This is a genomic window from Tessaracoccus sp. SD287 (assembly GCF_017355265.1).
Lineage (GTDB): Bacteria > Actinomycetota > Actinomycetes > Propionibacteriales > Propionibacteriaceae > Aestuariimicrobium.
Genome location: NZ_JADIJQ010000015.1, coordinates 18,898 through 45,083 on the forward strand (window position 1 = coordinate 18,898; position 26,186 = coordinate 45,083).

Annotated in this window: 25 protein-coding genes; 5 read left to right on the top strand and 20 right to left on the bottom strand. The window is 69.1% G+C overall.

Annotated elements, in window-relative coordinates; all coding sequences use genetic code 11:
- Positions 1–102 precede the first annotated feature (102 nt).
- Positions 103–2,640, bottom strand: a complete 2,538-nt coding sequence (locus IPV09_RS07920; RefSeq protein ID WP_207474707.1) for an ATP-dependent Clp protease ATP-binding subunit — start codon at positions 2,638–2,640, stop codon at positions 103–105.
- 276 nt (positions 2,641–2,916) lie between these two features.
- The gene (locus IPV09_RS07925; protein WP_207474708.1) at positions 2,917–3,258 is read right to left on the bottom strand and encodes an Lsr2 family protein; all 342 of its coding nucleotides are present in this window, start codon (positions 3,256–3,258) and stop codon (positions 2,917–2,919) included.
- Positions 3,259–3,499: 241 nt separating this feature from the next.
- Between IPV09_RS07925 and IPV09_RS14220 the strand changes: the two genes are divergently transcribed.
- Positions 3,500–4,645 carry an NADH-quinone oxidoreductase subunit D gene (locus IPV09_RS14220; protein ID WP_207474709.1) on the top strand — a complete coding sequence of 382 codons (1,146 nt, stop codon included), beginning with the start codon at positions 3,500–3,502 and terminating at the stop codon, positions 4,643–4,645.
- A gap of 75 nt (positions 4,646–4,720) precedes the next feature.
- Here IPV09_RS14220 and IPV09_RS07935 read toward each other — a convergent pair whose 3' ends face one another.
- The 9 genes from IPV09_RS07935 to IPV09_RS07975 form a co-directional block, all read right to left on the bottom strand.
- Positions 4,721–5,392 (bottom strand): hypothetical protein, encoded by a 672-nt coding sequence (locus IPV09_RS07935; RefSeq protein ID WP_207474710.1) that lies wholly within the window; start codon positions 5,390–5,392, stop codon positions 4,721–4,723.
- Positions 5,393–5,459: 67 nt separating this feature from the next.
- The gene (locus IPV09_RS07940; RefSeq protein WP_207474711.1) at positions 5,460–5,984 is read right to left on the bottom strand and encodes a DUF3180 domain-containing protein; all 525 of its coding nucleotides are present in this window, start codon (positions 5,982–5,984) and stop codon (positions 5,460–5,462) included.
- Positions 5,981–6,520 (bottom strand): 2-amino-4-hydroxy-6-hydroxymethyldihydropteridine diphosphokinase, encoded by a 540-nt coding sequence (gene folK / locus IPV09_RS07945; protein ID WP_207474712.1) that lies wholly within the window; start codon positions 6,518–6,520, stop codon positions 5,981–5,983. The genes IPV09_RS07940 and folK overlap by 4 nt, the downstream gene beginning before the upstream one ends.
- Positions 6,517–6,882 carry a dihydroneopterin aldolase gene (gene folB, locus IPV09_RS07950; RefSeq protein ID WP_207474713.1) on the bottom strand — a complete coding sequence of 122 codons (366 nt, stop codon included), beginning with the start codon at positions 6,880–6,882 and terminating at the stop codon, positions 6,517–6,519. Before folB ends, folK begins: the two co-directional genes overlap by 4 nt.
- Positions 6,883–7,037: 155 nt before the next feature.
- Positions 7,038–7,868 carry a dihydropteroate synthase gene (folP, locus tag IPV09_RS07955; protein WP_207474714.1) on the bottom strand — a complete coding sequence of 277 codons (831 nt, stop codon included), beginning with the start codon at positions 7,866–7,868 and terminating at the stop codon, positions 7,038–7,040.
- 2 nt (positions 7,869–7,870) lie between these two features.
- Positions 7,871–8,464 carry a GTP cyclohydrolase I FolE gene (gene folE / locus IPV09_RS07960; RefSeq protein WP_207474715.1) on the bottom strand — a complete coding sequence of 198 codons (594 nt, stop codon included), beginning with the start codon at positions 8,462–8,464 and terminating at the stop codon, positions 7,871–7,873.
- Between the two features lie 11 nt (positions 8,465–8,475).
- Positions 8,476–10,593 carry an ATP-dependent zinc metalloprotease FtsH gene (gene ftsH / locus IPV09_RS07965; RefSeq protein ID WP_207474716.1) on the bottom strand — a complete coding sequence of 706 codons (2,118 nt, stop codon included), beginning with the start codon at positions 10,591–10,593 and terminating at the stop codon, positions 8,476–8,478.
- 74 nt (positions 10,594–10,667) lie between these two features.
- A complete protein-coding gene (locus IPV09_RS07970) occupies positions 10,668–12,011 on the bottom strand; it encodes an endonuclease/exonuclease/phosphatase family protein (protein ID WP_207474717.1) in 1,344 nt (447 codons plus the stop codon).
- Between the two features lie 102 nt (positions 12,012–12,113).
- Positions 12,114–12,929, bottom strand: coding sequence for a helix-turn-helix domain-containing protein (locus tag IPV09_RS07975; protein WP_207474718.1), 816 nt, complete (start codon positions 12,927–12,929; stop codon positions 12,114–12,116).
- A gap of 249 nt (positions 12,930–13,178) precedes the next feature.
- Between IPV09_RS07975 and IPV09_RS07980 the strand changes: the two genes are divergently transcribed.
- On the top strand, positions 13,179–14,528 hold the full coding sequence (locus IPV09_RS07980; protein WP_242681379.1) for a DUF4921 family protein: 1,350 nt from the start codon (positions 13,179–13,181) through the stop codon (positions 14,526–14,528).
- 24 nt (positions 14,529–14,552) lie between these two features.
- Here the strand turns inward: IPV09_RS07980 and IPV09_RS07985 are convergent, their stop codons facing one another.
- The 5 genes from IPV09_RS07985 to dacB are packed head-to-tail and all read right to left on the bottom strand — an operon-like array spanning position 14,553 to position 20,544.
- Entirely contained in the window at positions 14,553–16,517 is a 1,965-nt protein-coding gene (locus IPV09_RS07985) for a DUF5107 domain-containing protein (RefSeq protein ID WP_207474719.1), read from the bottom strand.
- Positions 16,504–17,055, bottom strand: coding sequence for a hypoxanthine phosphoribosyltransferase (hpt, locus tag IPV09_RS07990; RefSeq protein WP_207474720.1), 552 nt, complete (start codon positions 17,053–17,055; stop codon positions 16,504–16,506). The genes IPV09_RS07985 and hpt overlap by 14 nt, the downstream gene beginning before the upstream one ends.
- Before the next feature lie 10 nt (positions 17,056–17,065).
- Positions 17,066–18,061 (bottom strand): tRNA lysidine(34) synthetase TilS, encoded by a 996-nt coding sequence (gene tilS / locus IPV09_RS07995; protein ID WP_207474721.1) that lies wholly within the window; start codon positions 18,059–18,061, stop codon positions 17,066–17,068.
- Between the two features lie 12 nt (positions 18,062–18,073).
- Entirely contained in the window at positions 18,074–19,105 is a 1,032-nt protein-coding gene (locus IPV09_RS08000; protein WP_207474722.1) for a zinc-dependent metalloprotease, read from the bottom strand.
- Entirely contained in the window at positions 19,102–20,544 is a 1,443-nt protein-coding gene (gene dacB / locus IPV09_RS08005; protein ID WP_207474723.1) for a D-alanyl-D-alanine carboxypeptidase/D-alanyl-D-alanine-endopeptidase, read from the bottom strand. Before dacB ends, IPV09_RS08000 begins: the two co-directional genes overlap by 4 nt.
- Positions 20,545–20,610: 66 nt before the next feature.
- Here dacB and IPV09_RS08010 point away from each other — a divergent pair, with 66 nt between their 5' ends.
- Both IPV09_RS08010 and IPV09_RS08015 read left to right on the top strand, forming a co-directional pair.
- Positions 20,611–21,171: an inorganic diphosphatase gene (locus IPV09_RS08010; RefSeq protein WP_370590257.1), complete on the top strand. Its 561-nt coding sequence runs from the start codon at positions 20,611–20,613 to the stop codon at positions 21,169–21,171.
- The gene (locus IPV09_RS08015) at positions 21,171–22,175 is read left to right on the top strand and encodes a TRM11 family methyltransferase (protein WP_207474724.1); all 1,005 of its coding nucleotides are present in this window, start codon (positions 21,171–21,173) and stop codon (positions 22,173–22,175) included. Before IPV09_RS08010 ends, IPV09_RS08015 begins: the two co-directional genes overlap by 1 nt.
- 9 nt (positions 22,176–22,184) lie before the next feature.
- On the opposite strand, the gene IPV09_RS08020 is transcribed toward IPV09_RS08015, so the two are convergent.
- The 3 genes from IPV09_RS08020 to IPV09_RS08030 all read right to left on the bottom strand — a co-directional run bounded on the left by IPV09_RS08020 (position 22,185) and on the right by IPV09_RS08030 (position 25,005).
- Positions 22,185–23,192: an acetylxylan esterase gene (locus IPV09_RS08020; RefSeq protein ID WP_207474725.1), complete on the bottom strand. Its 1,008-nt coding sequence runs from the start codon at positions 23,190–23,192 to the stop codon at positions 22,185–22,187.
- A gap of 101 nt (positions 23,193–23,293) precedes the next feature.
- A complete protein-coding gene (locus IPV09_RS08025) occupies positions 23,294–23,632 on the bottom strand; it encodes a P-II family nitrogen regulator (protein ID WP_207474726.1) in 339 nt (112 codons plus the stop codon).
- On the bottom strand, positions 23,629–25,005 hold the full coding sequence (locus IPV09_RS08030) for an ammonium transporter (RefSeq protein ID WP_207474727.1): 1,377 nt from the start codon (positions 25,003–25,005) through the stop codon (positions 23,629–23,631). The genes IPV09_RS08025 and IPV09_RS08030 overlap by 4 nt, the downstream gene beginning before the upstream one ends.
- Before the next feature lie 205 nt (positions 25,006–25,210).
- On the opposite strand from IPV09_RS08030, the gene IPV09_RS08035 reads away from it, so the two are divergent.
- Positions 25,211–25,702, top strand: coding sequence for a hypothetical protein (locus tag IPV09_RS08035; RefSeq protein WP_207474728.1), 492 nt, complete (start codon positions 25,211–25,213; stop codon positions 25,700–25,702).
- A gap of 9 nt (positions 25,703–25,711) precedes the next feature.
- Here IPV09_RS08035 and IPV09_RS08040 read toward each other — a convergent pair whose 3' ends face one another.
- A complete protein-coding gene (locus tag IPV09_RS08040) occupies positions 25,712–26,182 on the bottom strand; it encodes a histidine phosphatase family protein (RefSeq protein WP_207474729.1) in 471 nt (156 codons plus the stop codon).
- Positions 26,183–26,186 lie beyond the last annotated feature (4 nt).

Sequence of the window (26,186 nt, forward strand, 5' to 3'; positions counted from 1 at the left end):
CGCCCGGCAGCACTCGTCCGCGCCCGGCAGCATTCGTCCGGACATGCACAGACGGCGCCGAGTGAACTCGACGCCGTCTGTGGTGTGACCGGGTGGTGCTGCTCAGCCCTCGCGCTCGACCGACCCCTCAATGGGGGCGGCGCCGCCCAAGCTGGCCAGGGCTGCCGGGTCGTCGGGCACCTCCGACTTGGCGTTGCCGGTGAACGTGAACGGGTGCTCCGCCCCCGCCTCGGCGACGTCGACCAGGACGACCTCGCCAGCCTTGAGCTCCCCGAACAGGATCTTCTCCGCCAGCACGTCCTCAATGTCACGCTGCAAGGCACGACGCAGCGGTCGGGCGCCCAGCACCGGATCGTAGCCGCGCTTGGCCACCAACGCCTTGGCGGCGGCGGTCAACTCGATCCCCATGTCCTTGTCGCGCAGGCGCGCCTCGAGCTGGGCGACCATCAGGTCGACGATCTGCTCGATCTCGGCCTGGGTGAGCTGATGGAAGACCACGATCTCGTCGACGCGGTTGAGGAACTCGGGACGGAAGTGCTGCTTGAGTTCGTCAGCCACCTTCGCCTTCATATTCTCGTAGCTGGACGCCTCGTCGCCGGTGCGGCTGAAGCCCAGGCTCGAGCCCTTCGCGATGTCCCGTGAACCCAGGTTCGTGGTCATCACGATCACCGTGTTCTTGAAGTCGACCACGCGACCCTGGGCATCGGTGAGTCGACCCTCGTCCAGGATCTGCAGCAGCGAGTTGAAGATGTCCGGGTGGGCCTTCTCGACCTCGTCGAACAGGATCACGCTGAACGGCTTGCGGCGCACCTTCTCCGTCAACTGGCCACCCTCTTCGTAGCCGACGTAGCCGGGGGGCGAGCCGAACATCCGCGAGGCGGTGTGCTTCTCGGAGTACTCCGACATGTCCAGGGTGATCAGGGCGTCCTCGTCACCGAACAGGAACTCGGTCAGCGCCTTGGTCAGCTCGGTCTTGCCGACACCCGAGGGGCCGGCGAAGATGAACGAGCCGCCGGGACGCTTGGGGTCCTTGAGGCCTGCGCGGGTGCGGCGGATCGACCGCGACAACGCCTTGACGCCGTCACGCTGCCCGATGATGCGCTTGCCGATCTCGTCCTCCATGCGCAGCAGACGAGCCGACTCCTCCTCGGTGAGCTTGAAGACGGGGATGCCGGTGGAGCTGGACAGCACCTCGGCAATCTCCTCCTCGCCCACCTGCGCGGCGGTCGTGGTGTCCCCTGCACGCCACTCGGCCTCCTTGCCGGCACGTTCGGCGAGCAGCTTCTGCTCGTCGTCACGCAGTCCGGCGGCCCGCTCGAAGTCCTGGGCGTCAATCGCGGCTTCCTTCTCCAACCGGACCGCAGAGATCCGCTCGTCGAACTCGCGCAGGTCCGGCGGGGCGGTCATCCGCTTGATGCGGAGCCGGGCGCCGGCCTCGTCGATCAGGTCGATGGCCTTGTCGGGCAGGAAGCGGTCCTGGATGTAGCGGTCGGCCAGGTTGGCGGCCGCGGTCAGGGCCTCATCGGTGATGGTGATGCGGTGGTGGGCCTCGTAACGGTCGCGCAGGCCCTTGAGGATGTCGATGGTCAGCGAGATCGACGGCTCGGCGACCTGGATCGGCTGGAAGCGCCGCTCGAGGGCGGCGTCCTTCTCGATGTTCTTGCGGTACTCGTCCAGGGTGGTCGCCCCGATGGTCTGCAGTTCGCCACGCGCCAGCATCGGCTTGAGGATCGAGGCCGCGTCGATGGCACCCTCGGCGGCACCGGCACCGACCAAGGTGTGGATCTCGTCGATGAACAGCATGATGTCGCCGCGCTGCTTGATCTCCTTGAGGACCTTCTTCAGTCGCTCCTCAAAGTCACCGCGGTAGCGGGAACCGGCGACCAGGGCACCCAGGTCGAGGGTGTAGATCTGCTTGTCGCGCAGGGTCTCGGGGACGTCGCCGCGGACGATGCCCTGGGCCAGGCCCTCCACGACGGCGGTCTTGCCGACGCCGGGCTCACCGATCAGCACCGGGTTGTTCTTGGTGCGACGGCTCAGCACCGTCATCACCCGCTCGATCTCCTTCTCGCGCCCGATCACCGGGTCGAGCTTGTTCTCGCGGGCGGCCTGGGTCAGGTTGCGTCCGAACTGGTCGAGCACGGTACCCGACTGGGGCGCGGCGCTGCCCTCGGGGGCACCAGCGGTCGAGGGCTCCTTGCCCTGGTAGCCGCTGAGCAGCTGCAGGACGGTGTTGCGGACCCGGTTGAGGTCGGCGCCGAGCTTGATCAGGACGGAGGCGGCGACGCCCTCGCCCTCACGGATGAGTCCGAGCAGGATGTGCTCGGTGCCGATGTAGGAATGATTCATCTGCAGCGCTTCGCGCAGCGAGAGTTCCAGCACCTTCTTGGCGCGCGGGGTGAAGGGGATGTGGCCGGTCGGCACGGTCTGGCCGTGGCCGATCACCTCTTCCACCTGCTCGCGCACAGCCTCCAGGGAAATCCCCATCTGCTCCAGGGCCTTGGCAGCGACGCCCTCGCCCTCGTGGATGAGTCCCAACAAGATGTGCTCGGTGCCAATGTAGTTGTGGTTGAGCATCTTGGCTTCGTCCTGCGCGAGCACGACGACGCGTCGGGCCCGGTCAGTGAACCGCTCGAACATATGGTCTCCTCCATCGCACTTCCCACAGGCCGTGAGCCGAACGATCCATGTCGTCTGGAGCCACCGGGGTCCTTGATGATCCCGGTAGCAAGTGTCACCAGTCTAGTAACGACGCCAACCGCATTCACCTTCCAGCGGTTCGCTGGCAGCGGATGCCTGCCTCAGGCCATCCTCGCGCACGGCGGTGACACGAAACGTCCGCCCCGGTCCAGTGGTCCGGGGCGGACGTCAGCGACGCAGTGTGCCTGCGCGGGATGGGGCAACACCCCACCATGATCAGGCGTGCGCGGCCTCGTAGGCCTCGACGACCTCCTTGGAGACGCGACCACGCTCGGAGACCTTCATCCCCTGGCTCTGTGCCCAGGCGCGAATGTCGGCCCCCTGGGAACGCCTGCCGCGGCCCCGACGAGCGCCGTTGGTGGCGCTGCCGGTACGACTGCGCCCACCCGTGCGGCGTGCGTGACCGATCCACACCGCCAGCGAATCGCGCAGCTTGGCAGCATTGGCCTCATTCAGGTCGATGTCGTAGGAGACGCCATCGAGGGCAAATGACACGGTCTCGACCGCGTCGCCGCCATCGAGGTCATCCTCGATCACCAGAATCGTGCGCTGTACCATGTGAATCCCCCTCATTGAGGACCGGCCGAGGCCGATCCGTGGGCCACTCGCCAGTGGCCCTCTTCGTCAACGTACATTCTGTACCCCGGCCGGGGTCCTGACTACAACTCGCGTGAGTTATTTGGTTGCAATAGATAAAAACATACTGGCTGTGCCGCCATCTGCAAAAGGTGCCGGTGCCATCAGCGCGGCACCATCGGCCCGGGATGCAGGTGCGGGCGATCTGCGGCAGTCTGGTGGGGTGACCCCTATCGAACAATGGTGGCTCGGCGCCCTGCCCCCCGGCACCGCCGCGGATGCCGGCGTCGAACGCGTGATTGATCTGGGTCCCCAACATCCCTCACGGGCCGGCCTGGTGGGGCTGCGGGTTGAGCTCGACGACCAGCGTCGGATCACCCGAGCCGCCATTCAACCCGGATTCCTGCACCGCGGCGCCGAGAAGTTGTTCGAGGTGCGCGACTACCGGCAGGTGTTGATGTTGGCCGACCGCCACGACTGGCAGGCGCCGTTCAGCGGCGAACTGGTGGCCGCGCTGGCGTGCGAGCAGTTGTTGGGCCTCAGCGCTCCCCCGCGGGCCGTGTGGTTGCGCACGCTGCTCGCGGAGGTGGCCCGGATCGGTTCGCATCTGGCCTTTTTGAGTTGGGTTCCGCATGCCCTGGCCGATGCCGATCTGGCGGCCCAGTTGCGCGGCGTCCGCGACGAGGGGCGGGAACTGATGCTCGCCTTGAGCGGGAATCGACTGCACCCCATGCTCAACCGGCTCGGTGGCCTGTCCGTCGACGCCAACGCCGCCTGGTGGGACCGGTTGGCCCGGTGGCTCAAGACGGTCGAGGAGCTGCGAATAGAGGCCTGGACGGCTGGGCTGGGGCTGCCACCGGGGCTGGGGACAATGTCGGACCGACAGGTTCGCGCATTCGGGGTTTCCGGGCCGGCCGCCCGGGCCAGTGGACTGGACGTGGACCTGCGCCGAAAGCCGGGATATCTCGCTTATCCGAACGTCCAATGGGCCACTCGGACCATTCCCGGACGAACCGGTGACGCGACCGCGCGATTCCAATGGCTGGCATATGAAATATGGAATTCCGTCGACTGCATTCGCCAGTGCAGCACCGCCGTGGCCCATGTTAATTCACCCATCAACACCAAGCTGTCGCGCATCATCAAGCTTCCCGACGCGGAAACATGGTTGGCCATAGAGGCACCGCTCGGGGTGGCCGGCATTCACGTGGTCTCGCGCGGGGCCACCACGCCGTGGCGCTTCAAACTGCGCACGCCCACCTTCGCCCAGATGAATGCCCTGCAACAGGTGCTCGTGGGTGTGCCCGAGCAATGGGCCCCGGCGGTGATCGCCTCGTTGGGCTACACGATCGGCGACCTGGACAAGTAGTGCCGGCACGCACATCGACCCCGCACGCGGCGGGGTCGATGGTGGTCCATGCTCGGGGAGGATCTCCGGAAAGGTTCAGGCCTGCTTGCGCTGGTCCAGGAAAGGCATCTTGAGCTGGGCCAGGTCGACGATGGTGGGGTGGTTGCCGTCACTCCACAATTCGGCAGCCGTCGGGATGCCGCCGTTCATGATGGTGCGGGCCGCGGTGCGGCGCGGCAGGGTGACCACCTGCGCGTCGGTGCGGCCAAGCTCTGCCATGGCGGCTTCCAGTGCCTCGAACTCGGCCTGGCGGGCCGCCAACTGCTGCTCGAGCTCGCTGATGCGCACACCGCGGCGGTCGCTCTCGGAACGCACCGAGACGAGGTTGCCGCGCAGGGTGGACAGTTCCAGCTGGCGAGCGGACAGGTCGCCGCGCAGGGCGGCGAGTTGCTCACCATGGGCCCGGTAGCGGCTGGTGAAGGTGTCGATCATGTCCATCGACTCGACGTGGTGGGCATGGGCAGCCAGCGAGGCCGCCTCACGGGAGGCCTTCAGTTCGGTGCGGTGCAGCACCTCGAGCCGGCTGATCTCGCGGAAGGCGAACCAGACGGCGAAGGCGGCCCCCAGGATGCTGGCGAACAGTCCGGCGCGGACCATCCAGATCGGCCCGAAGGCGCAGATGAGTCCGATGACGGTGGCCGCGATCATCAGCCACAGGCTGGCGCGGCGCTCACGGAAGGAGGAACGGGGAAGAGCATGGGAGGCCATGGCGCCATGCTATTGCCTGCGGCGGTGCACGGCCAGCGACAGGCCGCAACGCACCAGGGATTGCCCCTCAGGCGCCGTCCGCGGAGTCCTGGGGAGGGTCGGCCCGGCAGGCACGTTCCAGCAGGTAGCCACCCAGGGCGAACATGGCCCCGGCCACTGCAGCGCCTGACCCGGCGACCGCCCGCTCGGAGTACAGCGGCACCTCGAGTCGTCCGAGTTGGGCCACGATGTAGGCCAGGTGTCCGCCGACCAGCAGCAGGCCGGTGAACAACATGCTGCGGCCCAGCACCAGGGCGGCCAGCGGCACCTCGAAGTCGGTGCGTCCGTCCGGGTCGTCCAGTCGGCGGCGCAGCCACACCGAGCCGATCGCGGCAGCCGCGGCCATCAGCACCAGCAGCACCGACATGGTCCAGGGGGTGACCGGCAGCACGGCGCCGATCAGGTCGAAGAGGCTGACGGTGAGCCAGCCGAGCAGCAGGCCGAGGACCAGACCGAGCAGCACCAGAGCGGGACCGGCCGGTGTGAGGCGCGGCTGCGGCGGCGGCGCTGGACGGCGCGGGGGTTCCGGTGCGTCGTCGAAGACGCGGCTCACGGAAGCTCGATGACCTCGTCGGTCTTGTGCACCCCGGTCACGTCGACGTCGCGGACCAGGTCGGCGATCCTGCCCTTGCCGGGCAGTTCGCCCAGCGGGTCGGCCTCCAGCCACGGCACCAGCACGAAGCCCCGCTCGTGGGCGCGCGGGTGGGGCAGCACCAGCTCGTCGGTGTTGCGCTCCCGCTTGCCGACCATGACCAGGTCGATGTCGAGGGTGCGCGGGCCGTTCTCGACGTCGCGTCGGCGTCCGAAGGCCTCCTCGATGGCGAAGGCGCGTTCCAGCAGGGTGACCGGCTCCAGGGTGGTCTCGCAGACCAGCACCAGGTTGTAGAAGTCGGGCTGCTCGACCTCGCTGATCGGATCGGTCAGGTACACCGAGGAGACATCCACCGGGATGACGTCGGGGGTGGTGGCCAGCTGGGTCACGGCGGCCTGCAGGATCTCCAGGCTGTCGCCCACGTTCGAGCCGAGGCTGAAGACGACCTTGCTGATGGGGCGAAGGTTGCCGAGGGTATCGACGTCGATGAACGTCATGACTTGCTCCTGATCACGGTGATGGTGACGTCGGTGAACGGCACCGGGATGGGGGCATGGGGTTTGTGGACGACAACCTCCACAGTAGTGACCGGGTCAATCGCCAGGATGTCGTCGGCGATGCGACCGGCCAGGGTCTCGATGAGCTGCAGCGGTTCGCCGGTGATGTGGCCCACCACGCGTTCGGCGACCTCGGCGTAGTTGACCGTCCCGGCCAGCTCGTCGCGGGACAGGTCGACCGGGGCCTGCCATCGCACGTCGACCAGGAACTCCTGGCCATCGCGGGTCTCCTGGGGCAGCACGCCGTGGAAGCCAGTGGCGCGAATGCCGGTCACTGTGATCCACACGGGCTCAACTGCCATGGCGACGACCTTTCGCTTGTTCGTTCGTGACACTACCGGAGGCCGGTGGCAGCCCTCCGGGTCACCCCCAGGGGTGGGACTGGCCGGGGCCGGTCAGGGGCGCGGTCGGCGTTGTTGGGCGACTGCTGACGCAGCGTCAGCAGTTCCCCACCGACTCATCTGTTCTGCTGCTGGGACCGCAGCCGGGCCACCACCTCGGTGGCGTCACGATGCTGGCGCACGGTGTGGGTGCGCACCGCCCACACCCCCTGCAGGGCGCACAGGGTGGTGATCGCGACCGCGGCGTCGTCACGCTGCAGCACCGGACGGGGACCACGCTCGTCGCTGAGCAGGTCACCCAGGAACCGCTTGCGCGAGACCCCGACCAGCACCCGGAAGCCGAGACCCAGGAAACGCTCCTGGTCGGCCAGCAGCGCCCAGTTCTGGTCGGCGTCCTTGGCGAAGCCGTAGCCGGGGTCCAGGATCACCCGTTCGCGGGGGATGCCGGCGGCCAGGGCCGCCTCGACGCGGCCGCGCAGTTCATGGTCGACCTCGGCGGAGATGTCGTCATAGCGGGCCAACTCGTTCATCACCGAACCATGGCCACGCCAGTGCATGGCGACGTAGCTCGCCTCCGAGTCGGCGACCACCCCCAGCATGTCGGGGTCGGCCAGGCCGGCGGACACGTCGTTGATGATGGCCGCGCCCTCATCGATCGTGGCCCGGGCGACGCTGGCGCGCATGGTGTCGACCGAGACGCTCACCCCGCGCGCGGCCAGCGCCGCGACGACGGGAACCACGCGACGCAGTTCCTCCTGCTCGGACGGACGCGTGGACCCGGGCCGGGTGGACTCGCCCCCGACGTCAATGATGTCGGCCCCCTCGTCCAGCATCCGCTGGGCGTGGGCAAGGGCGTCCTCGTGGGCGAAGTGGTCACCGCCGTCGCTGAACGAGTCCGGGGTGACGTTGAGGATGCCCATCACCAGGGTTCGTGGCGGCGCTGCCATGCTCAGCGCCTGACGGAGTTGATCAGCGCAAACGCCTCGGCACGCGTCTCGGCGGCCCGCATCGAGCCGCGGACGGCCGAGGTGGTGGTGCGCGAACCCGGCTTGCGGACCCCACGCATGGTCATGCACTGGTGCTCGGCCTCGACCACGACCAGGCAGCCACGCACGTCGAGGTGCTCGACCAGGGCATCGGCGATCTGGGAGGTGAGGCGTTCCTGCACCTGCGGACGCTTGGAGTACACGTCGACCAGACGGGCCAACTTGGACAGCCCCGTCACCTTGCCGTCCCCGTCAGGAATGTAGGCGACGTGGGCGACCCCGGTGAATGGCAGCAGGTGGTGCTCGCACATGCTCCACAGTTCGATGTCGCGCACCAGCACCATCTCGTCGTGGTCAATGGCAAAGGTGGTGGACAACACCTCGGCGGGGTCGTGGTGCAGGCCCGCGAAGATCTCGGTGTAGGCGCGTGCGACCCGTCCGGGGGTACCGCTGAGGCCCTCGCGGTCGGGATCCTCACCAATGGCGTACAGGATCTCGCGGACCGCGTTCTCAATGCGCGGCAGGTCGAAGTCGTTGAGCTCGAGGTCTGAGGTCATGGACCCCGCCCTCAGCGGTTGCCGGGCGGCGGACCCCACGGGTTGCCACCCTGCTGGCCGGGGTACTGCTGCGGCGGTCCCCACTCCTGGGGCGGCTGCCACGGCTCGTGAGGGCCGTCCTGGCCGCCCGGCAGTCCGGTGTGCCCGAGCTGGCCCGGGGGCAACTGCAGGCCACCCGCGGGGTGCGGCTCAGGCTCCTCGGCGGGCAGTTCGGGCAGCTCCACCGGCGGCAGGTGCGAGGGCACCCGGTTCTCCGACCCGGTGTAGCCGCCGCGCTCGGGCCAACGCTTCAGGTTGGCGAAGATGCGGGCGACGTCTGCCTTGGTCAGGGTCTCCTTGGCGACCAGTTCACGGACCAGTTCGTCGAGGATGTCGCGGTTGGCCTCCAGGACGTCGAATGCCTCCTGGTGGGCGGTCTCCAGCAGCTGGGCGACCTCCTGGTCGACGATGGCCGCGGTCGCGTCGGAGTACTCCTGGCTGCGTCCGGCGCCGCCGGTCATGCCGAGGAAGGGTTCGGAGTCGCCGCCGCCGAGTTGGACGGTGCCGATGCGGGCGCTGAAGCCGTACTGGGTGACCATTGCCCGGGCCACCTTGGTGGCCTTCTCGATGTCGTTGCCGGCGCCGGTGGACGGGTCGTGGAAGATCAGTTCCTCGGCCGCCCGGCCGCCCATCATGTAGGCCATCTGGCCCAGCAGTTCACCGCGGGTCTGGCTGTACTTGTCCTCGTCGGGCATCACCATGGTGTAGCCCAGTGCCCGACCGCGGGGCAGGATCGTCAGCTTCTGCACCGGGTCGACCCCGGGCATCGCCGCCGCCACCATGGCGTGGCCGCCCTCGTGGTAGGCGGTGACCAGACGTTCGTGCTCGTTCATCAGGCGGGTGCGCTTCTGCGGGCCGGCGATGACGCGGTCGATGGCCTCGTCCAGTTCGCCGTTGCCAATGAGCGGAAGGTTCAGGCGCGCCGTCAGCAGGGCGGCCTCATTGAGGACGTTGGCCAGGTCGGCGCCGGTGAAGCCGGGGGTGCGGCGGGCCACCGAGTGCAGGTCGACGTCGTCCGACATGGGCTTGCCCTGGGCGTGCACCCGCAGGATCTGGGCGCGGCCGGACATGTCCGGGGCCTCCACCGAGATCTGCCGGTCGAAGCGGCCCGGACGCAGCAGGGCCGGGTCCAGCACGTCGGGACGGTTGGTCGCCGCGATCAGGATGACCCCGCCGCGCACGTCGAAGCCGTCCATCTCGACCAGCAACTGGTTCAGGGTCTGCTCGCGTTCGTCGTGGCCGCCGCCCATGCCGGCGCCGCGGTGGCGACCCACGGCGTCGATCTCGTCGATGAAGACGATGGCTGGGGCATTCTCCTTGGCCTGCTCGAACAGGTCACGCACGCGGCTGGCGCCGACGCCAACGAACATCTCGACGAAGTCCGAGCCGGAGATCGAGTAGAACGGGACCCCGGCCTCGCCGGCCACGGCACGGGCCAGCAGCGTCTTGCCGGTGCCGGGCGGGCCGTAGAGCAGCACGCCCTTGGGGATCTTGGCGCCCACGCGCTGGAACTTGGCCGGCTCGGAAAGGAATTCCTTGATCTCCTGGAGTTCCTCGATCGCCTCCTCGCATCCGGCGACGTCGGCGAAGGTGTTCTGCGGGGTGTCCTTGGACGCGATCTTGGCGCGGGACTTTCCGAAGCCCATCACGCCCCGTCCACCGCCCTGGCCGCCCTGGATCAGGTTCATGACGACGAAGAAGCCGACGATGAGCAGCAAGAACGGCAGGAAGTTGTAGAGCAGGCTCGACCAGAAGCTGGGCCCGGGGTTGGAGCCGACCCACTCGTCCAGGGTCTTGGCGGCGTAGCGCTCGTTCAGCGTGGTGATCAGGTCGTCGGCCTGGTTGTTGACCCAGGTGGCCTGCACCTTGGTCCGGCCCTCGTCCTTGGTGATCCGGATGGTCTGCTCGCCGTCGATCAATTCGACCTTTTGCAGCTTGTCATCACTGTTGATGATGGCCACGGCCTCGGAGGTGGGGACGTCCTTGAAACCGGTCGCCTGACTGGCGAAGTTCATCGCCGCAATGATCAGCACCAGGGCGATCAGGATCCACACCACGGGACCGCGGAAAGCCTTCTTCAGGTTATTCAATGTTTGTCCTCGCCAGGGCCCGACAGATCGGAGGCAAGCCTACCAGCGGCTGTCGAACGCTCACCCGGCCACGATCAGCGTCCGGTGTTGGGCAGCGCTGGTGGGCGGAGTCGGGTCTGGCTCGGGGTCGACGACGGAACGGTCGGGGTCGGACGGCTCGGCGTCGTGGTGACGACGGGGGTGGTGACCGGGGTGGTCTGGTCGCTCACGAAACCCACCCTGGCCCAGACCAGTCGGTGGTCGGAGGTGGGGAACGGGAACTGGCCGGTCAAGCGCGACAGGTCGTCGGCGGCCAGCGGCCAGAACACTCCGGCCGCCGACACCGTCATGCTGGTGGCGCTGGGAAGGACGTAGTCCACGCGCAGATTGCCGGGGCGCGGGTCATCGGCGAAGTCGGCCGTGTCGTACTTGGGGTCGCTGGTGTGGGTGAGGTTGGCGAGCCCCTGCAGGTTGCTGGCCTCGACGGCGCCCTCGGAGGTGGGCATCGGGTCGAGCACCTGCGGGGAGTTGAGCAGTTGCTGGATCGAGCCGGGCGCCGAGTCCCCGTCGTTGGGGTCGGAGTTGTAGTCGCCCAGGATGACGAAGTTCGCGTCGGTGTCCAGCCCGCCGGTGGTGCCGGTGTCGTCGTAGAGGTAGTCGGCGGTGTCGGCGATGTAGTCGGCCCAGATACGGATCTCGTCGTGGTTGCGCAGCTTGTTGCGCATCTCGGGTCCGTCGAAGCTTGGGGGCGTCGGGTGGGCGGCCAGGACGTGCAGCGTGGTGCCGTTCACGTCGATGGGGATGTCGGCGTGGGTCTTGGACGAGAGCCGGAAGATGTCGAGTTCGGCGGGGCTGTAGAAGTCGGCGGGGGCGCCGGTGGCGGGGTCGTCGGGCAGCTTCGCCCCGGGCATGTCCTTCCACAGGAAGTTCTGGAAGGTGCGCACCTGGTCGTGCTTGATCGGGTATTTGGAGTAGACCACCATGCCGTACTGGCCGGGGAACAGGCCAAAACCAAAGGCGTCGTCCGGGCCGCCCACGGTGCCGTCATTGTTCAGGTCTGCACCGCTGGGCACCCCGGTGTTGACGGGCGCGATCCAGTAGTAGGGGTAGTCGGCCACCGGCGCCCCGTTCTGGGACACCGTGAGGTAGTTGTCACGGAACAGGGAGGCGGCAGTGCCGTCGGCGACGTAGTCGAACTCGTTGATCAGGATGATGTCTGCGCCCGAACGCTGGATGGTCTCGGCCGCGTTGCGGGCCTGGGCATTGCCGGGGGTGGACAGGTCGCTGACCAGTTGACCCGCAGCGTTGCGGTTCAGACTGGCGTTGAAGGTGGCGACGGTCAGTTCGGGTGCCGCGTCGGCCGTCGCCGGCCGGGCGGAGACCGCGGCGAGGGCGAGCAGGGCAACGACCGACAGTGCGGTGAGGGATGTGCGCAGCATCTCGGGATCCTCAGGACGTGGACGACGGGGACAGCAGCAGCGTAGGTCGGTTGAGGTGGCCGTGGGCCAACCGTGGGTGAACTTCAGGCGACGACCCACACCTCAGGCGACGTCCCAGTCGTAGGACTCGCAGCGGCACCGGCAGTCAGGGAGGCACAGGTCGCTCTGGAAGCACTCGTCGGGGCAGGAACACGGTTCGGGCTCGGGACGTGGACCCCGCCTGGCTCGGGCTTCGGCCTGGGCGGCATCGCGCATGGCCCGTTGGGTGGCCCGCCAGTGGATGTAGTCGGTGGGGGTGGTGATGTCGTGGCACCAGCGGTTCCAGACGAGGCTGTGGAACGGCACGCAACCCGGGGCCCGTGACACGACCCGGCCCGTGAGCGCCGCACGACGCTCGTCGCGGCACAGTCGGCGCGGCGCGTGGATCGATCGCACCTCCTTGCGGTCGGATGGCCGGGGTTCCCACAGGTCCTCGTCCCACAGGTGGACGTCGAGGTGTGCCGGCATCCGTCGCCCGCCCCGATCGCGCAACGTCTCGCTGGGGGCCGTGGCGACCGGGTGGTCGTCGGCGTCGACCAGTCCGAGTCGGCACCCCGCGATCTCGGCGATGGCGGCCAGCATGTCGGCCGTGGGCATCCTCGAACCGGACTCCCACCGGGCCACCGTGCTGGGACAGACGCCCAACAACGCCGCCAGATCACGCTGGCTCAGGTCGGCGATCCGTCGGCAGCGCAGGATGATGCCCTGCACGTCGAACCGAGGTTGGTGGGTGCGACCGCCCTCGAGGCGCTGCTCGTGGTCCCCGTCCGCCGACCCCACGTTCGGCGCGTCACCCGGCGCGTGGTCACGCAGCGCGTCATCCTGTGCGTCGCCAACCGGTGCCTCACCGGACCGAAATCCCCACATTCCACGCAACATGGCTGTTCCTCCACTGGTCTGCACTGACCTTGGTCCCAGTGTGCGGAGGGGGTCGGACAAATCCTGTCCCTGGCCGTCCCGCGGGCAGTGCGGTGAGGTCGTTGGCGAGCTGCTGACACAGCGGAAGCAGCTGCCCAACGACCCATCCCACGCCTTCTCGCCCCCACCTGCTGACACAGCGGAAGCAGTTGCCCAACGACCCCACCGACCCCCTTCTCGGCCGGGCCCGCTGCGCACTAGCCTTGCCGCATGTCGCCGCAGCCGCAGGAGCAGGGCTTGGACCCGGAGCTCGCCAGCTACATCGCGGTGATGGCTGATGGAACGGTCAAGCAGCGCAACCCGTTCAGCGGCACCCACGTCTGGACCATCCCTGGGCGGGGGCATCGTCCCTTGAGCGACACCTCCGTCGTCCCGCTGCCGCTGGACCCCCGGGAGCAGGGACGCCACTGCGCCTTCTGCGACAAGCGCTACCTGGAGACCCCACCGGAGAAGTCCCGGGTGGTCCGCAGCGACGGCGGGTGGCACATCCTGCACGACCTGCCCGCCGAGGACCTGTTCACCACGACCGCGGAGTTCCGACGCATCCCCAACCTCTACGAGATCCTCAGCTACGACTACTGGGCCAAGAACTACGGCTACGAGCTGCCCCCGGCAGTGAGGGCCCGACGCGCCCGCTACCTGTCCAGCCCCGCGGGCCGGGCCCACGTCCTGGCGACCGCGACCACCAAGCTGCGCGCCGCCGGACGCGGCCGCGACGCACTGGACGCCCTGGGCGAACAGGCCCTCCTCGCATCCGCAGATGGACTGTTCGGCGGCTGCCACGACGTCATCGTCGGACGCCGGCACTTCGTCGACGGCGCCACCGACACCTCGCAGCTCGCCTCCTCGGGAACCCTGGGTGTTGAGGAGCACCAGCACTACATCGCGTTCACCGTGGACTCCCTGGGACGGCTGTACGAGGCCAACCCCCATGCCCGCTACGTCGCGGTCTTCCAGAACTGGCTGGCCCCGGCGGGCGCGTCGTTTGACCACCTGCACAAGCAACTGGTGGCCATCGACGAACAGGGCAGCACCAACGAGGCCGCCATCGCGAGGCTGCGGTCCAACCCCAACCTCTACAACGAGGCGGGCGTCAACTACGCCGCCGACCACGGCCTGCTGCTGGCCGAGAATGAGCATGCGGTGGCCTTCGCTGGCTTCGGGCACCGGTACCCGTCCATCGACATCTACTCCACCTCGGCGACCTCACGCCCTTTCGCGCAGGACGACGACGAGATCCGCGGCATGAGTGACGTCATCCACGCGATCCATGCGGCGACTGGTGCTGAGGTGGCCTGCAATGAGGAGTGGCACCATCGCCCACCCGGCGCCGAGGTGGCGATGCCGTGGCACGTGACAGTGAAGTGGCGGTTGTCGACGGTGGCAGGCTTCGAGGGGGGCACGAAGCTCTACCTCAACACCGTGGACCCGTTCAAGCTGCGCGACCGGATGCTGCCGCGCCTGCGGGAGTTGCGCGACTCCGGGGCCATCGCTGCGCTGCGGCTCGGCGAGGAGTGCTCGCTGGCACCAAACCGGCTGCGCTACCAGCAGGGACGCTGAGCCAGCCCCCGTCTCGGCCCGATGTCAGGCCCGTCCCGGCTCGATGAACATGCGGAAGTCGTAGTGGGCGGGCAACGGCTCCTCGGTGCCCAGCAGCCGCTGGTGGTCGAACCACAACTGGTCCAGGCTCAGGTCCCCCTCGCGCAGGTCGGGCAGCAGCAGCGGCCGCGCCAACAGCTCCCCGGCGCCGGCGGCATCACCCACGGCGACGCGGGCGGCGGCCTCGAGGTACTGGACCCGAGGAAGGTTCCGCTGCTCCTGCGAGAGGCCCTCGACCAGGGCAACAGCCTCGTCGTCGCGTCCGGCGCTGCGCAGGGCCACCAACAGCTCCACCAGCAGTTCGTCGGCGGCCGGTCCGCTCAGGCCGGTCGCCAGACCGTGCGCCTGGTGCAGCAGGTCGACCCGCTCGGCCCCGTCCGGGCCGGTGAGGGCCAGCGCCCGCGCCGCGGCGGCGCTGGGTTGCACCGACAGGCTGAGCCGCCACAGCTCTCGAGCAGTGGCGGTGTCCCCCGCGGCGTGTTCGGCGAAACCGAGCATCAGCTGCTGGGCCGGGCCGGGATCGGCCTGGCGCAGACGCTGCACCCAGCCCTCCCCGGCGATCACGCCGGTGGACAACCCGTCGCCCCACAGCTCATCCCCGACCACGCCGGTCTGCGCCACCTGCAACCAGGCGCGTTGTTCCTCGTCCATGACGGCAGGGTCGTACGGTGTGGCCAGATTCTGCGGCAGGTCGCCCACGGCGACGGCCAGCGCTCCCCAACCCTGGTTCTCCTCGGCGCCCACCGACGTCCAGCCCTCACCGACGGGGGCCGCGGCGATCTTCGTGAGCACCCGGTGCGCATGGTCCAGCGCCGGGGCGTCGACCGCCGGTCCAGCGGCGGCGGCCACGGCGGCGGCGTAGTCGCCCTGGGCGTCCTCCGGGTCCAGCTCGATGGCCGAGTAGGTCTCGGTCCAGGTCCACCTCTGCCCAGCGGGCAGCCGCAGGTGCTCGAGCTGCGTGCGGGCCAACCCGGCCTGGATCTCCAGGTAGGCACCCTCACCGGACAGCCAGCGCTGCCAGGAGTCGCCCCCAGACGCGGTCCCCCAGACGAACAGTTTGCGGCTGATCAGGCGGGAGGTCGACGCGTGCGCCAGTCCTCGTCCGGCCGCATCGACCGCCGCGATCCATGGGTGCTCGGCGCGGGTCTCGAAGAAGTAGTCACCGCTGTGGCGGGCCAGGTCGGGGCGGGTGATGTCCACGCCCTGGTGCACCGGCACCGGCACCCGGTGCAGCTTGGCGACGTAGCCGAAGTGGAAGGCCGAGTCGGCCTCGACCAGCACCCGCCCGCCCTCCACCTGCGGGACGGCGATGTTGGACCACCAGTAGACCGGTCGATCGGTGGGGTGCGGGTTCGCCAGGGTGACGTGCACCGCCAGCTGGGACGCGCCCGCGGGCAGCCACACGTCGAGCTGCCAGTCCAGTTCCAGCAGTCGCTCATAGGCCCACATCCGCAGCACCTGGACGCCGTCCTCCTCGACGATTGCCGCCGAGATCGGGTCACAGGTGAGGCCCCAGTGGCCGGTGACGCCCAGGTTCCATTCCACCCCGCCGGCGAACCAGGCATTGCGCAGGGCGAGGTTGGCCGGCTGCACCCAGTCGGCCTGGTGAAGAAGTTCGCGGCCACTGTCCAGGTCGGTCAGCGACCACAGTCGTCCGCCCAGGTCCAGCAGGAAAGTGGCGCGCAGGTGCTCGTTCTCGAGCACCGCCACCCGCTGGGTCTGTTCGACCGGCTGCCGGTCGTAGACCGCCTGGTGGCGGTAGGGCAGCATCGTCGTGGGCCGGTCGGCGTGGTCCTGGTCGACGCCGAGCAGTTCCTGCTCCTCGGCCGTGGCAAGACGTCCACCCCCGCCGTGCAGGATGGGCAGCCCGGGGCGTCGATCCAGTCCTGCCGCCCGCACCGGGCGCTGCTCGATGGTGATCATCTGGCTGGCCGCGTCAGCGGTAGACATGCTCGGACAGGGTGCCGACGTCGCGCAGGTTTCGGTAGCGTCCGGCGTAGTCAAGCCCGTATCCCACGACGAACTCGTTGGGGATGTCGAAGCCGACGTACTTCACCGTGACGTCGCTGGTCAGCGCCTCCGGCTTGCGGAACATGGTCATGATCTCCAGGGAGGCAGGTTCGCGCGACTGCAGGTTCTGCACCAGGTAGCTCAAGGTCAGACCGGTGTCGACGATGTCCTCGACGATCAGCACGTCCCTGCCCGAGATGTCGGTGCTCAGGTCCTTGAGGATGCGCACCACACCGGACGACTGGGTGCCCGAACCGTAGGAGGAGATGGCCATCCAGTCCATCGTGCAGTGGCTGGACATGGCCCGCGACAGGTCGGCCATCACCATGATGGCGCCGTTGAGCACGCCCACCAGCAGCAACTCCTTGCCGGCGTAGTCGCGGTCGATCTGCTGCCCCAGTTCACGCACCCTGGCCTGCACCTGCTCTGAGGTGTGCAGCACGTGATCGAGGTCGTTGGCAATGTCCTTGGCATCCACGGGTTACACCCTAACCGGGTCCTGACCCCGGCGAGCACACCAGGAGGCCGTCATGGCGTGCCACCACCACGCCGGGCACCTGCACCGGGCCCTGGCCGTGCCAGTCGGTGACCAGGGCCAGCACCTGGGCCACGTGCACCGCCGAGACCTCGTTCGCCCGCTGGGCCAGGAGCCAGCGGCGGACCACCCGCGACGCGATCGCCGGCGGGAACCCGGCGCAGACGCGGCAGTCGAGGGCTCCGCGGCGCACTGCTGACGCTGTGGCAGCAGTGGCCCAGTCCTCCAACGCGTCAGCGTCGGCCCGGGCCAGGTCGGCCGTCCGCGCCAGCGCCTCGGCCACCCCCGGACCCAGTTCGGCCTCGAGGGTCGGCAGCACCGTGTGGCGCACCCGCACCCGGGTGAACCGCTCGGCAGCGTTGTGCGGGTCGTCCCAGACGTCCAGGCCCCACTGTCTACAGGCGGCCCGGGTGACCGCACGCCGCAGCCCCAGCAGCGGTCTGATCACCGGCGGCCCGGCGGCGTCCTGGGCCACCGGACGCATGCCCGAGAGCGACCTCAGTCCCGACCCGCGCGCCAACCCGAGCAGCACCGTCTCGGCCTGGTCGTCCAGGGTGTGGCCGAGCATCACGGCACCGGCACCGGCGGCAGCGCGCAGGGCGTCACGTCGCGCCCGGCGGGCCGCCGCCTCCGGCCCGTCACCGGTCCCCAGCACCTCGACCCGGGTCACCGACGCCGGCAGCCCCAACGCCCGCACGCGCTCGGCGGCGGTCGCCGCCACCTGCACCGACCCGCGCTGCAGACCATGATCAACAATGACAGCTCGCACCTCAGGACCTTGATCACCGGAGCGTTCGGCGGCCCTCACCGCCCAGGCGGCTCCGGCTGCCAGCGCCATGGAATCGGCTCCCCCGGACACTCCCAGCACCACCGGTCCGGCACTGGGCAGGGCTGCCCTCACCGCCTGGGCGACCCTGAGAGCATCGGGGCCGAGTTCACGCCGTGCCACCGTGGTCCCAGCTCACCGGGGCCGGGCAGCCAACCCGAGCACCCGCTTGAGCCACTGCTGCGGATCCAGCAGTTCCGCGCGCGTGGGCAGGGTTGCGGGCGACTCGAAGACCCGGTTCAGGCCGGGGTGCCCGGCCACGTCCAGCACGGCCCGACAGAACGCCGCCCCGTCGCGGTACTGGGCCAGCTTGGCGTCCAGGCCGACGAGTTTTCCGATGGCGGCGAACCGTCCGGGGTTGTCCCGACGCGCCTCGAACCGGGCCCGGATGGAGGGCAGCGTGGTGATCACCCCGGGGCCAGCCAGGTCCATCAACACGTCGGCATGCCCCTCGAGCAAGGACATCACCGCGTTGACCTGGTCGAGCGGTTCGGCGGCCTGGGGTGCCGAGAGCAGATCCAGCATGGCGCCATGTGACTGCTGCCGGGGGGAGCGTCGCAACCCGCGCAGCAGCACGTCGGTGACCGTCTCCCCCGCCTCGTCCTCTGCCGCCAACACCCGGTTGACCAGCGACAACAGGTAGTCGGGAAGCCAGGGTGCGGCAGCGAACTGCACCCGGTGGGTCTGCTCGTGCAGCGCCACCCAGGTGCGGAAGTCGGTGGGCACCAACCGCAGCTGGCGTTCGACGTGGATGACGTTGGGGGCGACCAGCACCAGCCGCGGGGTCGGACTGAACGGGTCGAACTGGCCCAGGATCCGGGTGCCCAGCACCGCCAGCAGCGCCCCCAGCTGGGTGGCCATTGCCCGTCCGGTGACCCGCTGGGCCAAGCTCGGTCGGGCGGGGGCGCCGAGCCGGTCCCACATCGACCGGGCGGTGCCCACCATGGCGGTGGCCCACGCCCGACGGTCGATGACCATGTTCAGCCCATCCTCGACCAGCGGCAGCCCCGAGGTCTCGGTGATCAGGCCCGGCGCCATCTCGGCGGCACGTCGCAGGTCGTCGACCGCGGCCCGACGCTGCTCGGTGGTGGTCGGCGGGCCGGGTCGCATCAGCCGGTGGCTGAACGCCGCGGCGAGGTCGAAGTCGACCCAGGGCAGGGAACTCACGGGCAACCACACTCACTGACGACCGCCGCTGCGGTGTCGATCCAGGCTCGGGCCCACCAGTCGTCCTTGGACTGGTTGACGATGAAGACGATGATCACGCTCTGGCCCGAGGCGGTCACCGTCCACCCGGACAAGGATGACACCTCACTGAGGGTGCCGGTCTTGGCGTGCACCCGGCCCCGGCCCCCGGCCGACTCGTCGATCAGGAAACGATCGCGCAGGGTCCCCGAGACCCGTGCCACCGGAGTCGCGGTGAGCAGACCCCGCAGCCGCTCGGTGGTCGCGATGGTCCGCCAGGCCGCCGCCAGCATCTCGGCGTTGACCAGGTTGCTGCGGCTCAGCCCGGACCCGTCGTGCACCTGGGCCCCCTGACGCCACACCTTGAGCTCGGTGAGCACCTGCTGCAGCGCCCGGGTGCCGCCCGCGAAGGATGCCTCGGCGTGGCGTGACAGGGCGAGGTGGCGCAGGATCATCTCGGTGGCGGTGTTGTCGGAGGCGACCATGGCGATCGTGACGACCTGTTCCAGCGGCAGCGAGTCGACGCTGGCCAACTCGGCTCCCCCGGACGCACGGGGCGTGATGTTCCCGGTCACGGCGATGCCCTCGGCCTTCAACTGGGCCGCGAAGACTGCTGCCGCGGCGGCGGCCGGCGCCTGGGCCCGGGCGCTGTTCGTGATGGTGCCGTCGGCATTGCGGGTCCTGCCGCCGTCCACCATCAGGGCGCTGATCCGGGTGACCTGGCTGGCGTAGCCGGCGGGCCAGGTCGGAGCCCAGTCGGGCCCGGCAAACAGGCTCTGGTCGAAGCCGAGCGTCACGCTCGTCCGCCCGGACGCGCGCAGCGCCCGGGCCGTCAGCCGGGCCAGTTCGGCGGTGCTGGCGACCCCGGGCTGCTGCGGGTCGGGGATGCTGCGCAGGTACGGGTCACCGCCGCCGGTGAGCACGATCACTCCCGCCGCCGGGCTGGTGACCGTGGTGCTCAGCACGTGGTCGCCGGGCATTGAGGCGAGCGCCCCCAGCATGGTCAGCGTCTTCATGTTCGACGCCGGGATCATCATGGCGGCCGGGTTGTTGGCGTACAGCACCCCGCCGGAGCCCGAGTCCAGCACCAGGGACGCCGATGCCCCGTTGAACTTCCTGGGGACCGCGGTGAGTCGTTGGGCCAGTGTGGCCGGGGCCAGCGTCGCGTCCGGTGCGGCCAGCGGCGGCGGTGAGACCACCGCGGACGCGACCGGGGTGGTGCTCGGTGGCGCCGGGAACAGGGTGCTTGCCGCAGGCGGCAGGGCCAGGGGCTCGCGCAGTCCAGTAGCCTCCAACAGGGGGGCATGTGCAAAGCTGATCCCACCGACGAGGCCCGTAGTCAGCATGGCAACCAGTGCTGCCGCCAGACCCGTGCGGCGCGGTCGGGGCTCGCTGGTGTTCGCGGACTCCAGCTGGGTCACTTCCGTCCTCCGAACACGCTAGGCTGCCCCCTGACGAGGGTGTCCCCATCATAGAGAGAGCAAGCCGTGACCAACGATTCCAAGTCTGTTGAGCTCAGCCCCATCCCCGATGGCATCACTTTCGACGTCACCATCGAGATCCCCAAGGGCACGAAGAACAAGTACGAGATGGACCACACCACCGGTCGCATCCGCCTTGACCGCACCCTGTTCACCTCGACGCAGTACCCGTACGACTACGGGTTCGTCGAGGGCACCCTGGGTGAGGACGGCGACCCGCTGGACGCCCTGGTGCTGGTGCCCGAGCCCACCTTCCCCGGCTGCCTGATCGAGTGCCGCGCCGTGGCGATGTTCCGGATGCGCGACGAGATGGGCGGCGACGACAAGGTGCTGTGCATCCCGACCGCTGACACCCGCCAGAACAACATCGTCGACATCGAGTCGGTCTCGGAAATGATGCTGCTCGAGATCGAGCACTTCTTCACCGTCTACAAGGACCTCGAGCCCGGCAAGTCCGTCGAGGGCGCCACCTGGGTCGGCAAGACCGAGGCCGAGCAAGAGATCCGCAACTCGATCGAACGCGCCAAGGGCACCCCCTTCGAGCACCACCACGCCAACCTGGCCTGATGGGTTCGTACCTCGTCCTGCTGGCCCCTGCTGCCAACCGGGTCTACGCCGGTGGCGCGGACGTGCTGGCCGCCGCCGAACTGCAGATCTGCCACCCCGGCGAGCTGAGCACCGAGCCGGTCGTGGTGGCCGGGGTCGACTACCTGGCGGTGACCGCCGAGTCGCTTGATCCGGTGGTCGTCGCCGGTCAGTCCGCCTCGTTGGCCCTGTTCGAGCGTTCCGCCGACGAGCGCGGCGACCTGCTGCGTCCCGTCGAGTTGCCGGGCGTCGACTGGTTGGACGAGGACCTGGTCACCATCCCGAAGTACCCGGGCAAGACCAACGAGCAGTTCACCCGGCTGCTGACCAATGTCACCCTGGCCGCGGTGCACCGCGAGCCCGGCCCGCGGGAGATCCTTGACCCGATGGCCGGACGCGGCACCACGCTGATGACCGCCTGGCTGATGGGCCATGACGGCTTCGGCGTGGAGGCAGACCCAAAGGCGGTGGAGGCGATGAGCGCCTACCTGAAGACGTGGTTGCGCCGCAAACGCCTCAAGCACACCGCTGACACCACCCCGGTGCGTCGCGAGGGGCGCGCCATCGGCAAGCGCTTCGATGCCACCCTGCGCCTGCCCGAACGCCGGGAGCTGGTGATGGCCACCTTCACCGGTGACGCCAGGGACTCGGGTCGACTGTGGGGCCGACGCAAGTTCGACGCCATCGTCACCGACGCCCCCTACGGTGTGGTGCACGGCGCCACCGTGGAAGCGGGCAGGGGCAAGCGGGATCGCTCACCGGCCGGGTTGCTGACCGACGCGCTGCCCATCTGGGCCGGACAGCTTCGTCCCGGCGGGGCGCTGGGCCTGTCGTGGAACACCCACGGGCTGGCCCGCGAACAGCTGGCCGGGCTGATGGCCGCCCAGGGTCTCGACGTCATGGACGAGGGTCCCTGGCTGCAGTTCTCCCATCGGGTCGACTCCTCGATCCAGCGCGACCTGATGGTGGGCGTCAAACCGCTGTGACCGGCGGGCTCAGCCGTCGACGAGCCCCTCAAGCCAGACCAGCTGCTGCCAACGCTGTACCGGACCGCCGCCCTCGTGACCCGAATGGGTGTAGACCTCGATCGTGGTCGCCGACGACTCCTCGCGGGCAGACCCCCACTGGTTGTAGGCGGCGAACACCGTCGACGGGGGGCAGACCTGGTCCATCAGCGCCACGCTGAAGATGGCCGGGATGTCGGCCCGGGTGGCGAAGTTCACCCCGTCGAAGTAGCTGAGGATGCGCAGCACGTCCTGCTCCCGGTGGGGAGAGGTGCGGATGTAGTTCGAGATCTCCTTGTACGGCAGCGCGTCGGTAAGGGTGATGGCCCGAGCGAAGTGGCACAGGAACGGCACGTCGACCATGGCCCCGGCCAGGGACACGTCGGCCAGCGTCGCCAGTCCTGCGGTCGCGATGGACAGCCCGCCACCCTGCGAGCCGCCCTCGACGAAGACTTGGCTGGGGTCGACCTGCGGCAGCGACTTGGCCACCTGCACCGCCCGCAGGCAGTCGATGTAGAGCCGACGGTAGTAGTAGGTCTCGGGAGCGGCGATGCCGCGGGTCATCACCCCCGGCCAGGAGTTGGCCCCGGCTTCCGGGTCGCTGTCGGGGGTGCGGTCGAAGAGGGTGAAGTGGTTCCAGCCCTGGCCGCGGGTGTCGACGACGAGGTGGGCGTGGCCGGCGCCGGTGAACGGGGTGGCGAACGGGAACTCCCGGCCGCCGGCGTAGCCGATGAAGCTGACCACCGCCGACAGCGGTTCGGTGGCACCGGCCGGCACCAGCAGCCAGGCCCGCACCCGGGTGCCGCCCCAGCCGGCGAAGCTGACGTCGTGGGCGTCGACCAGCTTCTGGTGGTTCTCGAAGGGTTCGGCCCGGACGTCCAGGTCGATCTGGGCCACCTCGTCGAGGGTGCTGCGCCAGAACTCGTCGAAGTCGGCCGGTTCGGCCACCTCGGGACGGTAGGTGCGCAGGTCGTCCAGCGGAAGATCAAACAGGGCCATGGCGAGATCCTAGGGGCACCACCATGGCCGGGGCGAGCCGTTGGCGCTCTGCTGACGGTGTGTCAGCAGAGCGCCAGGGGTGTCAGGAGAGCGCCAGCGACTCAGACGGCCAGGGCATCCACCTCGCCGGTGCGGATGCGGACGACGTGGTCGACGGGGGTGACCCACACCTTGCCGTCCCCGACGGAGCCGGAGCGGGCGTGATCCACGATCACGTCGACGACGGCGTCAGCCTCGTTGTCCTCGAGCAGGATCTCGATCTTGACCTTCTCGATGAAGTCGATCGTGAACTCTGCCCCGCGGTAGACCTCGGTGTGGCCGCGCTGCCTGGCATAGCCGCTGACCTCGGTGACGGTCATGCCGCGGATGCCGTACTGGGCCAGCGCGATCTGGACCCCCGCCAGGACGGCGGGCTGGATGATGGCGGTGACGAGCTTCATGCCACGGGCTCCTTCTCGGGGGTGGGGACGTCCGACGGTGCCGACGGCGACACGGGTGCCTGGGGCACCACCAGGGTGGAACGGACGCGGTAGCTGGAGTAGCCGACGCTGCTGAGGTCGTAGCCGTTCTCGGCATGCGCGGCCAGGTCGATACCGGTCGCCTCGGCGGCGGGACTGATCCGGATGCCCATCGTGTACTTGATGGCCAGCGCGATCAGCAGGCTGACCACCCCGGAGTAGACGATCACGGCCAGCGCGCCCAGCGCCTGTCGGCCGAGCTGGTCGAAGCCGCCCGCGTAGAAGACGCCCGCCACACCGTCGTTCAGGGACCCCTTGGCAAACAGGCCCACCGCGAGGGTGCCGACCAGACCGCCGAGCAGGTGGACCGCCACCACGTCCAAGGAGTCGTCGATGCGGAACTTCGACTTCCACTTCACCGCCAGCGCACAGGCCACGCCGGCCAGGACACCGATGGCGATGGCGCCCAGCGGGGTGACGGCCGCGCAGGCCGGGGTGATCGCCACCAGTCCGGCGACCACACCCGAGGCGGCACCCAGCGAGGTGGCATGCCCGTCCCGGACCCGCTCGACGACCAGCCAGGCCAGCATCGCCGCACCGGCGCCGACCAGGGTGTTGACCCAGGTCAGACCGGCCAACTCGTTGGCGCCCAGCGCGGAGCCGGCGTTGAAGCCGAACCAACCGAACCACAGCAGCCCGGCGCCGAGCATGACCAGGGTCAGGTTCTGCGGACGCATCGGCTTGGTGCCGAAGCCCAACCGGGGTCCCACCACGATGGCCAGCATCAGCGCGGCCATGCCGGCGTTGATGTGGATCGCGGTGCCGCCGGCGAAGTCAATGGCACCAATCGTGTTGGCGATGAAGCCACCCTTCTCGGAGACCGCGCCATCAAAGGCGAAGACCCAGTGGGCTGCCGGGAAGTAGACCAGGCTGGACCACACCAGGGTGAACACCACCCAGGCGCTGAACTTCATCCGGTCGGCCACCGCGCCCGAAGCCAGGGCGGTCGCAATGATGGCGAAGGCGGCCTGGAAGCCAATGAAGACCAGCAGCGGAATCTGGTTGCCGGGCTCCCCCAGCAGCACGTCTGCGGTGTTCTGCAGACCCGCGAACTGGGTCGGGTCACCGATGATGCCCTTCCAGGAATCACCGAAGGCCATCGAGAAGCCGAACAGCACCCACAGCACACCCACGGTGGCCATGGCGATGATGGACATCATCATCATGTTGAGGACGCTCTTGGCGCGGACCATGCCGCCGTAGAACAGCGCCAGGCCGGGGGTCATCAGCAGGACCAGGCCTGCCGCGGCAAGCACCCAAGCGGTGTCGCCGGTGTTGAGCTCGAGAATTGTCATGCCCAAAACTGTGCTCGGCTGATATTTCGCCAAGACGTGTCGTCCGCGTCGATCACGTTTCAATGCGCGCCCCAGTGTTAACGGCTCGTGTCATCACCCGGCCAGGGGCCCCGACCCCGCACCTGCCGGACCGGTGGCGGTGGTTTGTATGCTGGGCTTTCGAGGAGCCAGCAACACTGGTGGCGACGAGGCGGGAGGTGCCGCGATGTACTGCGCTCGCTGTGGTGATGACGTCGCTGCCCGCGCCGTGGTCTGCCGCACCTGCGGCGCCGACCTGACCCGCGCCGGTGCCCTGCGGATGACCGTCGGCGGCCTCTACGAACATGCCGCCGACCTGGGGCTTCCCCCCGGTCTGGTCGACCGGCTCGACCGCGACGAGGCGGCCAGGCGTCAGGCCGCGGCGCCGGGCCGGGCTGCCACCCGACCAGTGGACGAGGACGCCGCGCTCGAGACCCGACTCGTGCCACGGGTGTCCACCCCCACCGAGCCCGACGAGGTGGTCGCCCACCCGGCGGTCAACCCGCAGGCAAGCAGCACCCGCAGCACCATCATCGCGACCGCCCTGGTGGTGTTGCTGGTGGTGGCGGCGATGCTGCTGGTCAATGCCCTGGCCCAGCGCCTGATGGACCCGTTGCCGCCGATCGGTCCGCCGGTCACCAGCAGCGCCCCGCAGACGCCCAGCGCCACACCGACCTGACCGGCCGGTTCAGCGCTGCAGCACCCGCACCTCGTGCTCACCCAGTTCAGACCAGGGACCCTCGAACTCGAAGCCGGTGACGGTGGCGGTCGGGAAGTGGCACAACAGTTCGTCGGCCGCTCGAGGTTGGGTCGCCGACAGCAGTTCCGCGGCGAGCGCGGGGATCGTCGGTGAGTGGCCCACGACCAGCACCGTGGTGACCTCCTCGTCCATCTCACCGATGCGCTGGCGCATGGTCTCGACGTCACAGTTGTACAGCGCATCCATGTACTCGGCGCGGCAGTCAAGACCCAGTTCGGTGAACGTCTCGGTGGTGCGCGTCGCCGACGACACCAGCGCCACGTCGACGCCCGCCAGCCGCAACCACTCCCCCGCCTCGCGGGCATCGCGTCGCCCCCGCTCACTGAGCGGACGCGACTTGTCCCCGGCAGGGCCAGAGACCTCAGCCTTGGCGTGCCTCATCAGGTACAAAGTCCTCATGAAC

What these genes read in the sequence shown, in the direction of transcription:
- IPV09_RS07925 (WP_207474708.1), bottom strand. Translation starts at nt 3,258, where the DNA reads ATGGTACAGCGCACGATTCTGGTGATCGAGGATGACCTCGATGGCGGC.
- folB (WP_207474713.1), bottom strand. Translation starts at nt 6,882, where the DNA reads ATGGCAGTTGAGCCCGTGTGGATCACAGTGACCGGCATTCGCGCCACT.
- IPV09_RS08040 (WP_207474729.1), bottom strand. Translation starts at nt 26,182, where the DNA reads ATGAGGACTTTGTACCTGATGAGGCACGCCAAGGCTGAGGTCTCTGGC.
- folP (WP_207474714.1), bottom strand. Translation starts at nt 7,868, where the DNA reads ATGGCAGCGCCGCCACGAACCCTGGTGATGGGCATCCTCAACGTCACC.
- IPV09_RS08015 (WP_207474724.1), top strand. Translation starts at nt 21,171, where the DNA reads ATGGGTTCGTACCTCGTCCTGCTGGCCCCTGCTGCCAACCGGGTCTAC.
- IPV09_RS07985 (WP_207474719.1), bottom strand. Translation starts at nt 16,517, where the DNA reads ATGTCTACCGCTGACGCGGCCAGCCAGATGATCACCATCGAGCAGCGC.
- IPV09_RS08035 (WP_207474728.1), top strand. Translation starts at nt 25,211, where the DNA reads ATGTACTGCGCTCGCTGTGGTGATGACGTCGCTGCCCGCGCCGTGGTC.
- IPV09_RS08025 (WP_207474726.1), bottom strand. Translation starts at nt 23,632, where the DNA reads ATGAAGCTCGTCACCGCCATCATCCAGCCCGCCGTCCTGGCGGGGGTC.
- IPV09_RS08020 (WP_207474725.1), bottom strand. Translation starts at nt 23,192, where the DNA reads ATGGCCCTGTTTGATCTTCCGCTGGACGACCTGCGCACCTACCGTCCC.
- IPV09_RS07980 (WP_242681379.1), top strand. Translation starts at nt 13,179, where the DNA reads ATGTCGCCGCAGCCGCAGGAGCAGGGCTTGGACCCGGAGCTCGCCAGC.
- folK (WP_207474712.1), bottom strand. Translation starts at nt 6,520, where the DNA reads ATGACGTTCATCGACGTCGATACCCTCGGCAACCTTCGCCCCATCAGC.
- folE (WP_207474715.1), bottom strand. Translation starts at nt 8,464, where the DNA reads ATGACCTCAGACCTCGAGCTCAACGACTTCGACCTGCCGCGCATTGAG.
- IPV09_RS07935 (WP_207474710.1), bottom strand. Translation starts at nt 5,392, where the DNA reads ATGGCCTCCCATGCTCTTCCCCGTTCCTCCTTCCGTGAGCGCCGCGCC.
- IPV09_RS08030 (WP_207474727.1), bottom strand. Translation starts at nt 25,005, where the DNA reads ATGACAATTCTCGAGCTCAACACCGGCGACACCGCTTGGGTGCTTGCC.
- IPV09_RS07975 (WP_207474718.1), bottom strand. Translation starts at nt 12,929, where the DNA reads ATGTTGCGTGGAATGTGGGGATTTCGGTCCGGTGAGGCACCGGTTGGC.
- IPV09_RS07920 (WP_207474707.1), bottom strand. Translation starts at nt 2,640, where the DNA reads ATGTTCGAGCGGTTCACTGACCGGGCCCGACGCGTCGTCGTGCTCGCG.
- IPV09_RS07970 (WP_207474717.1), bottom strand. Translation starts at nt 12,011, where the DNA reads ATGCTGCGCACATCCCTCACCGCACTGTCGGTCGTTGCCCTGCTCGCC.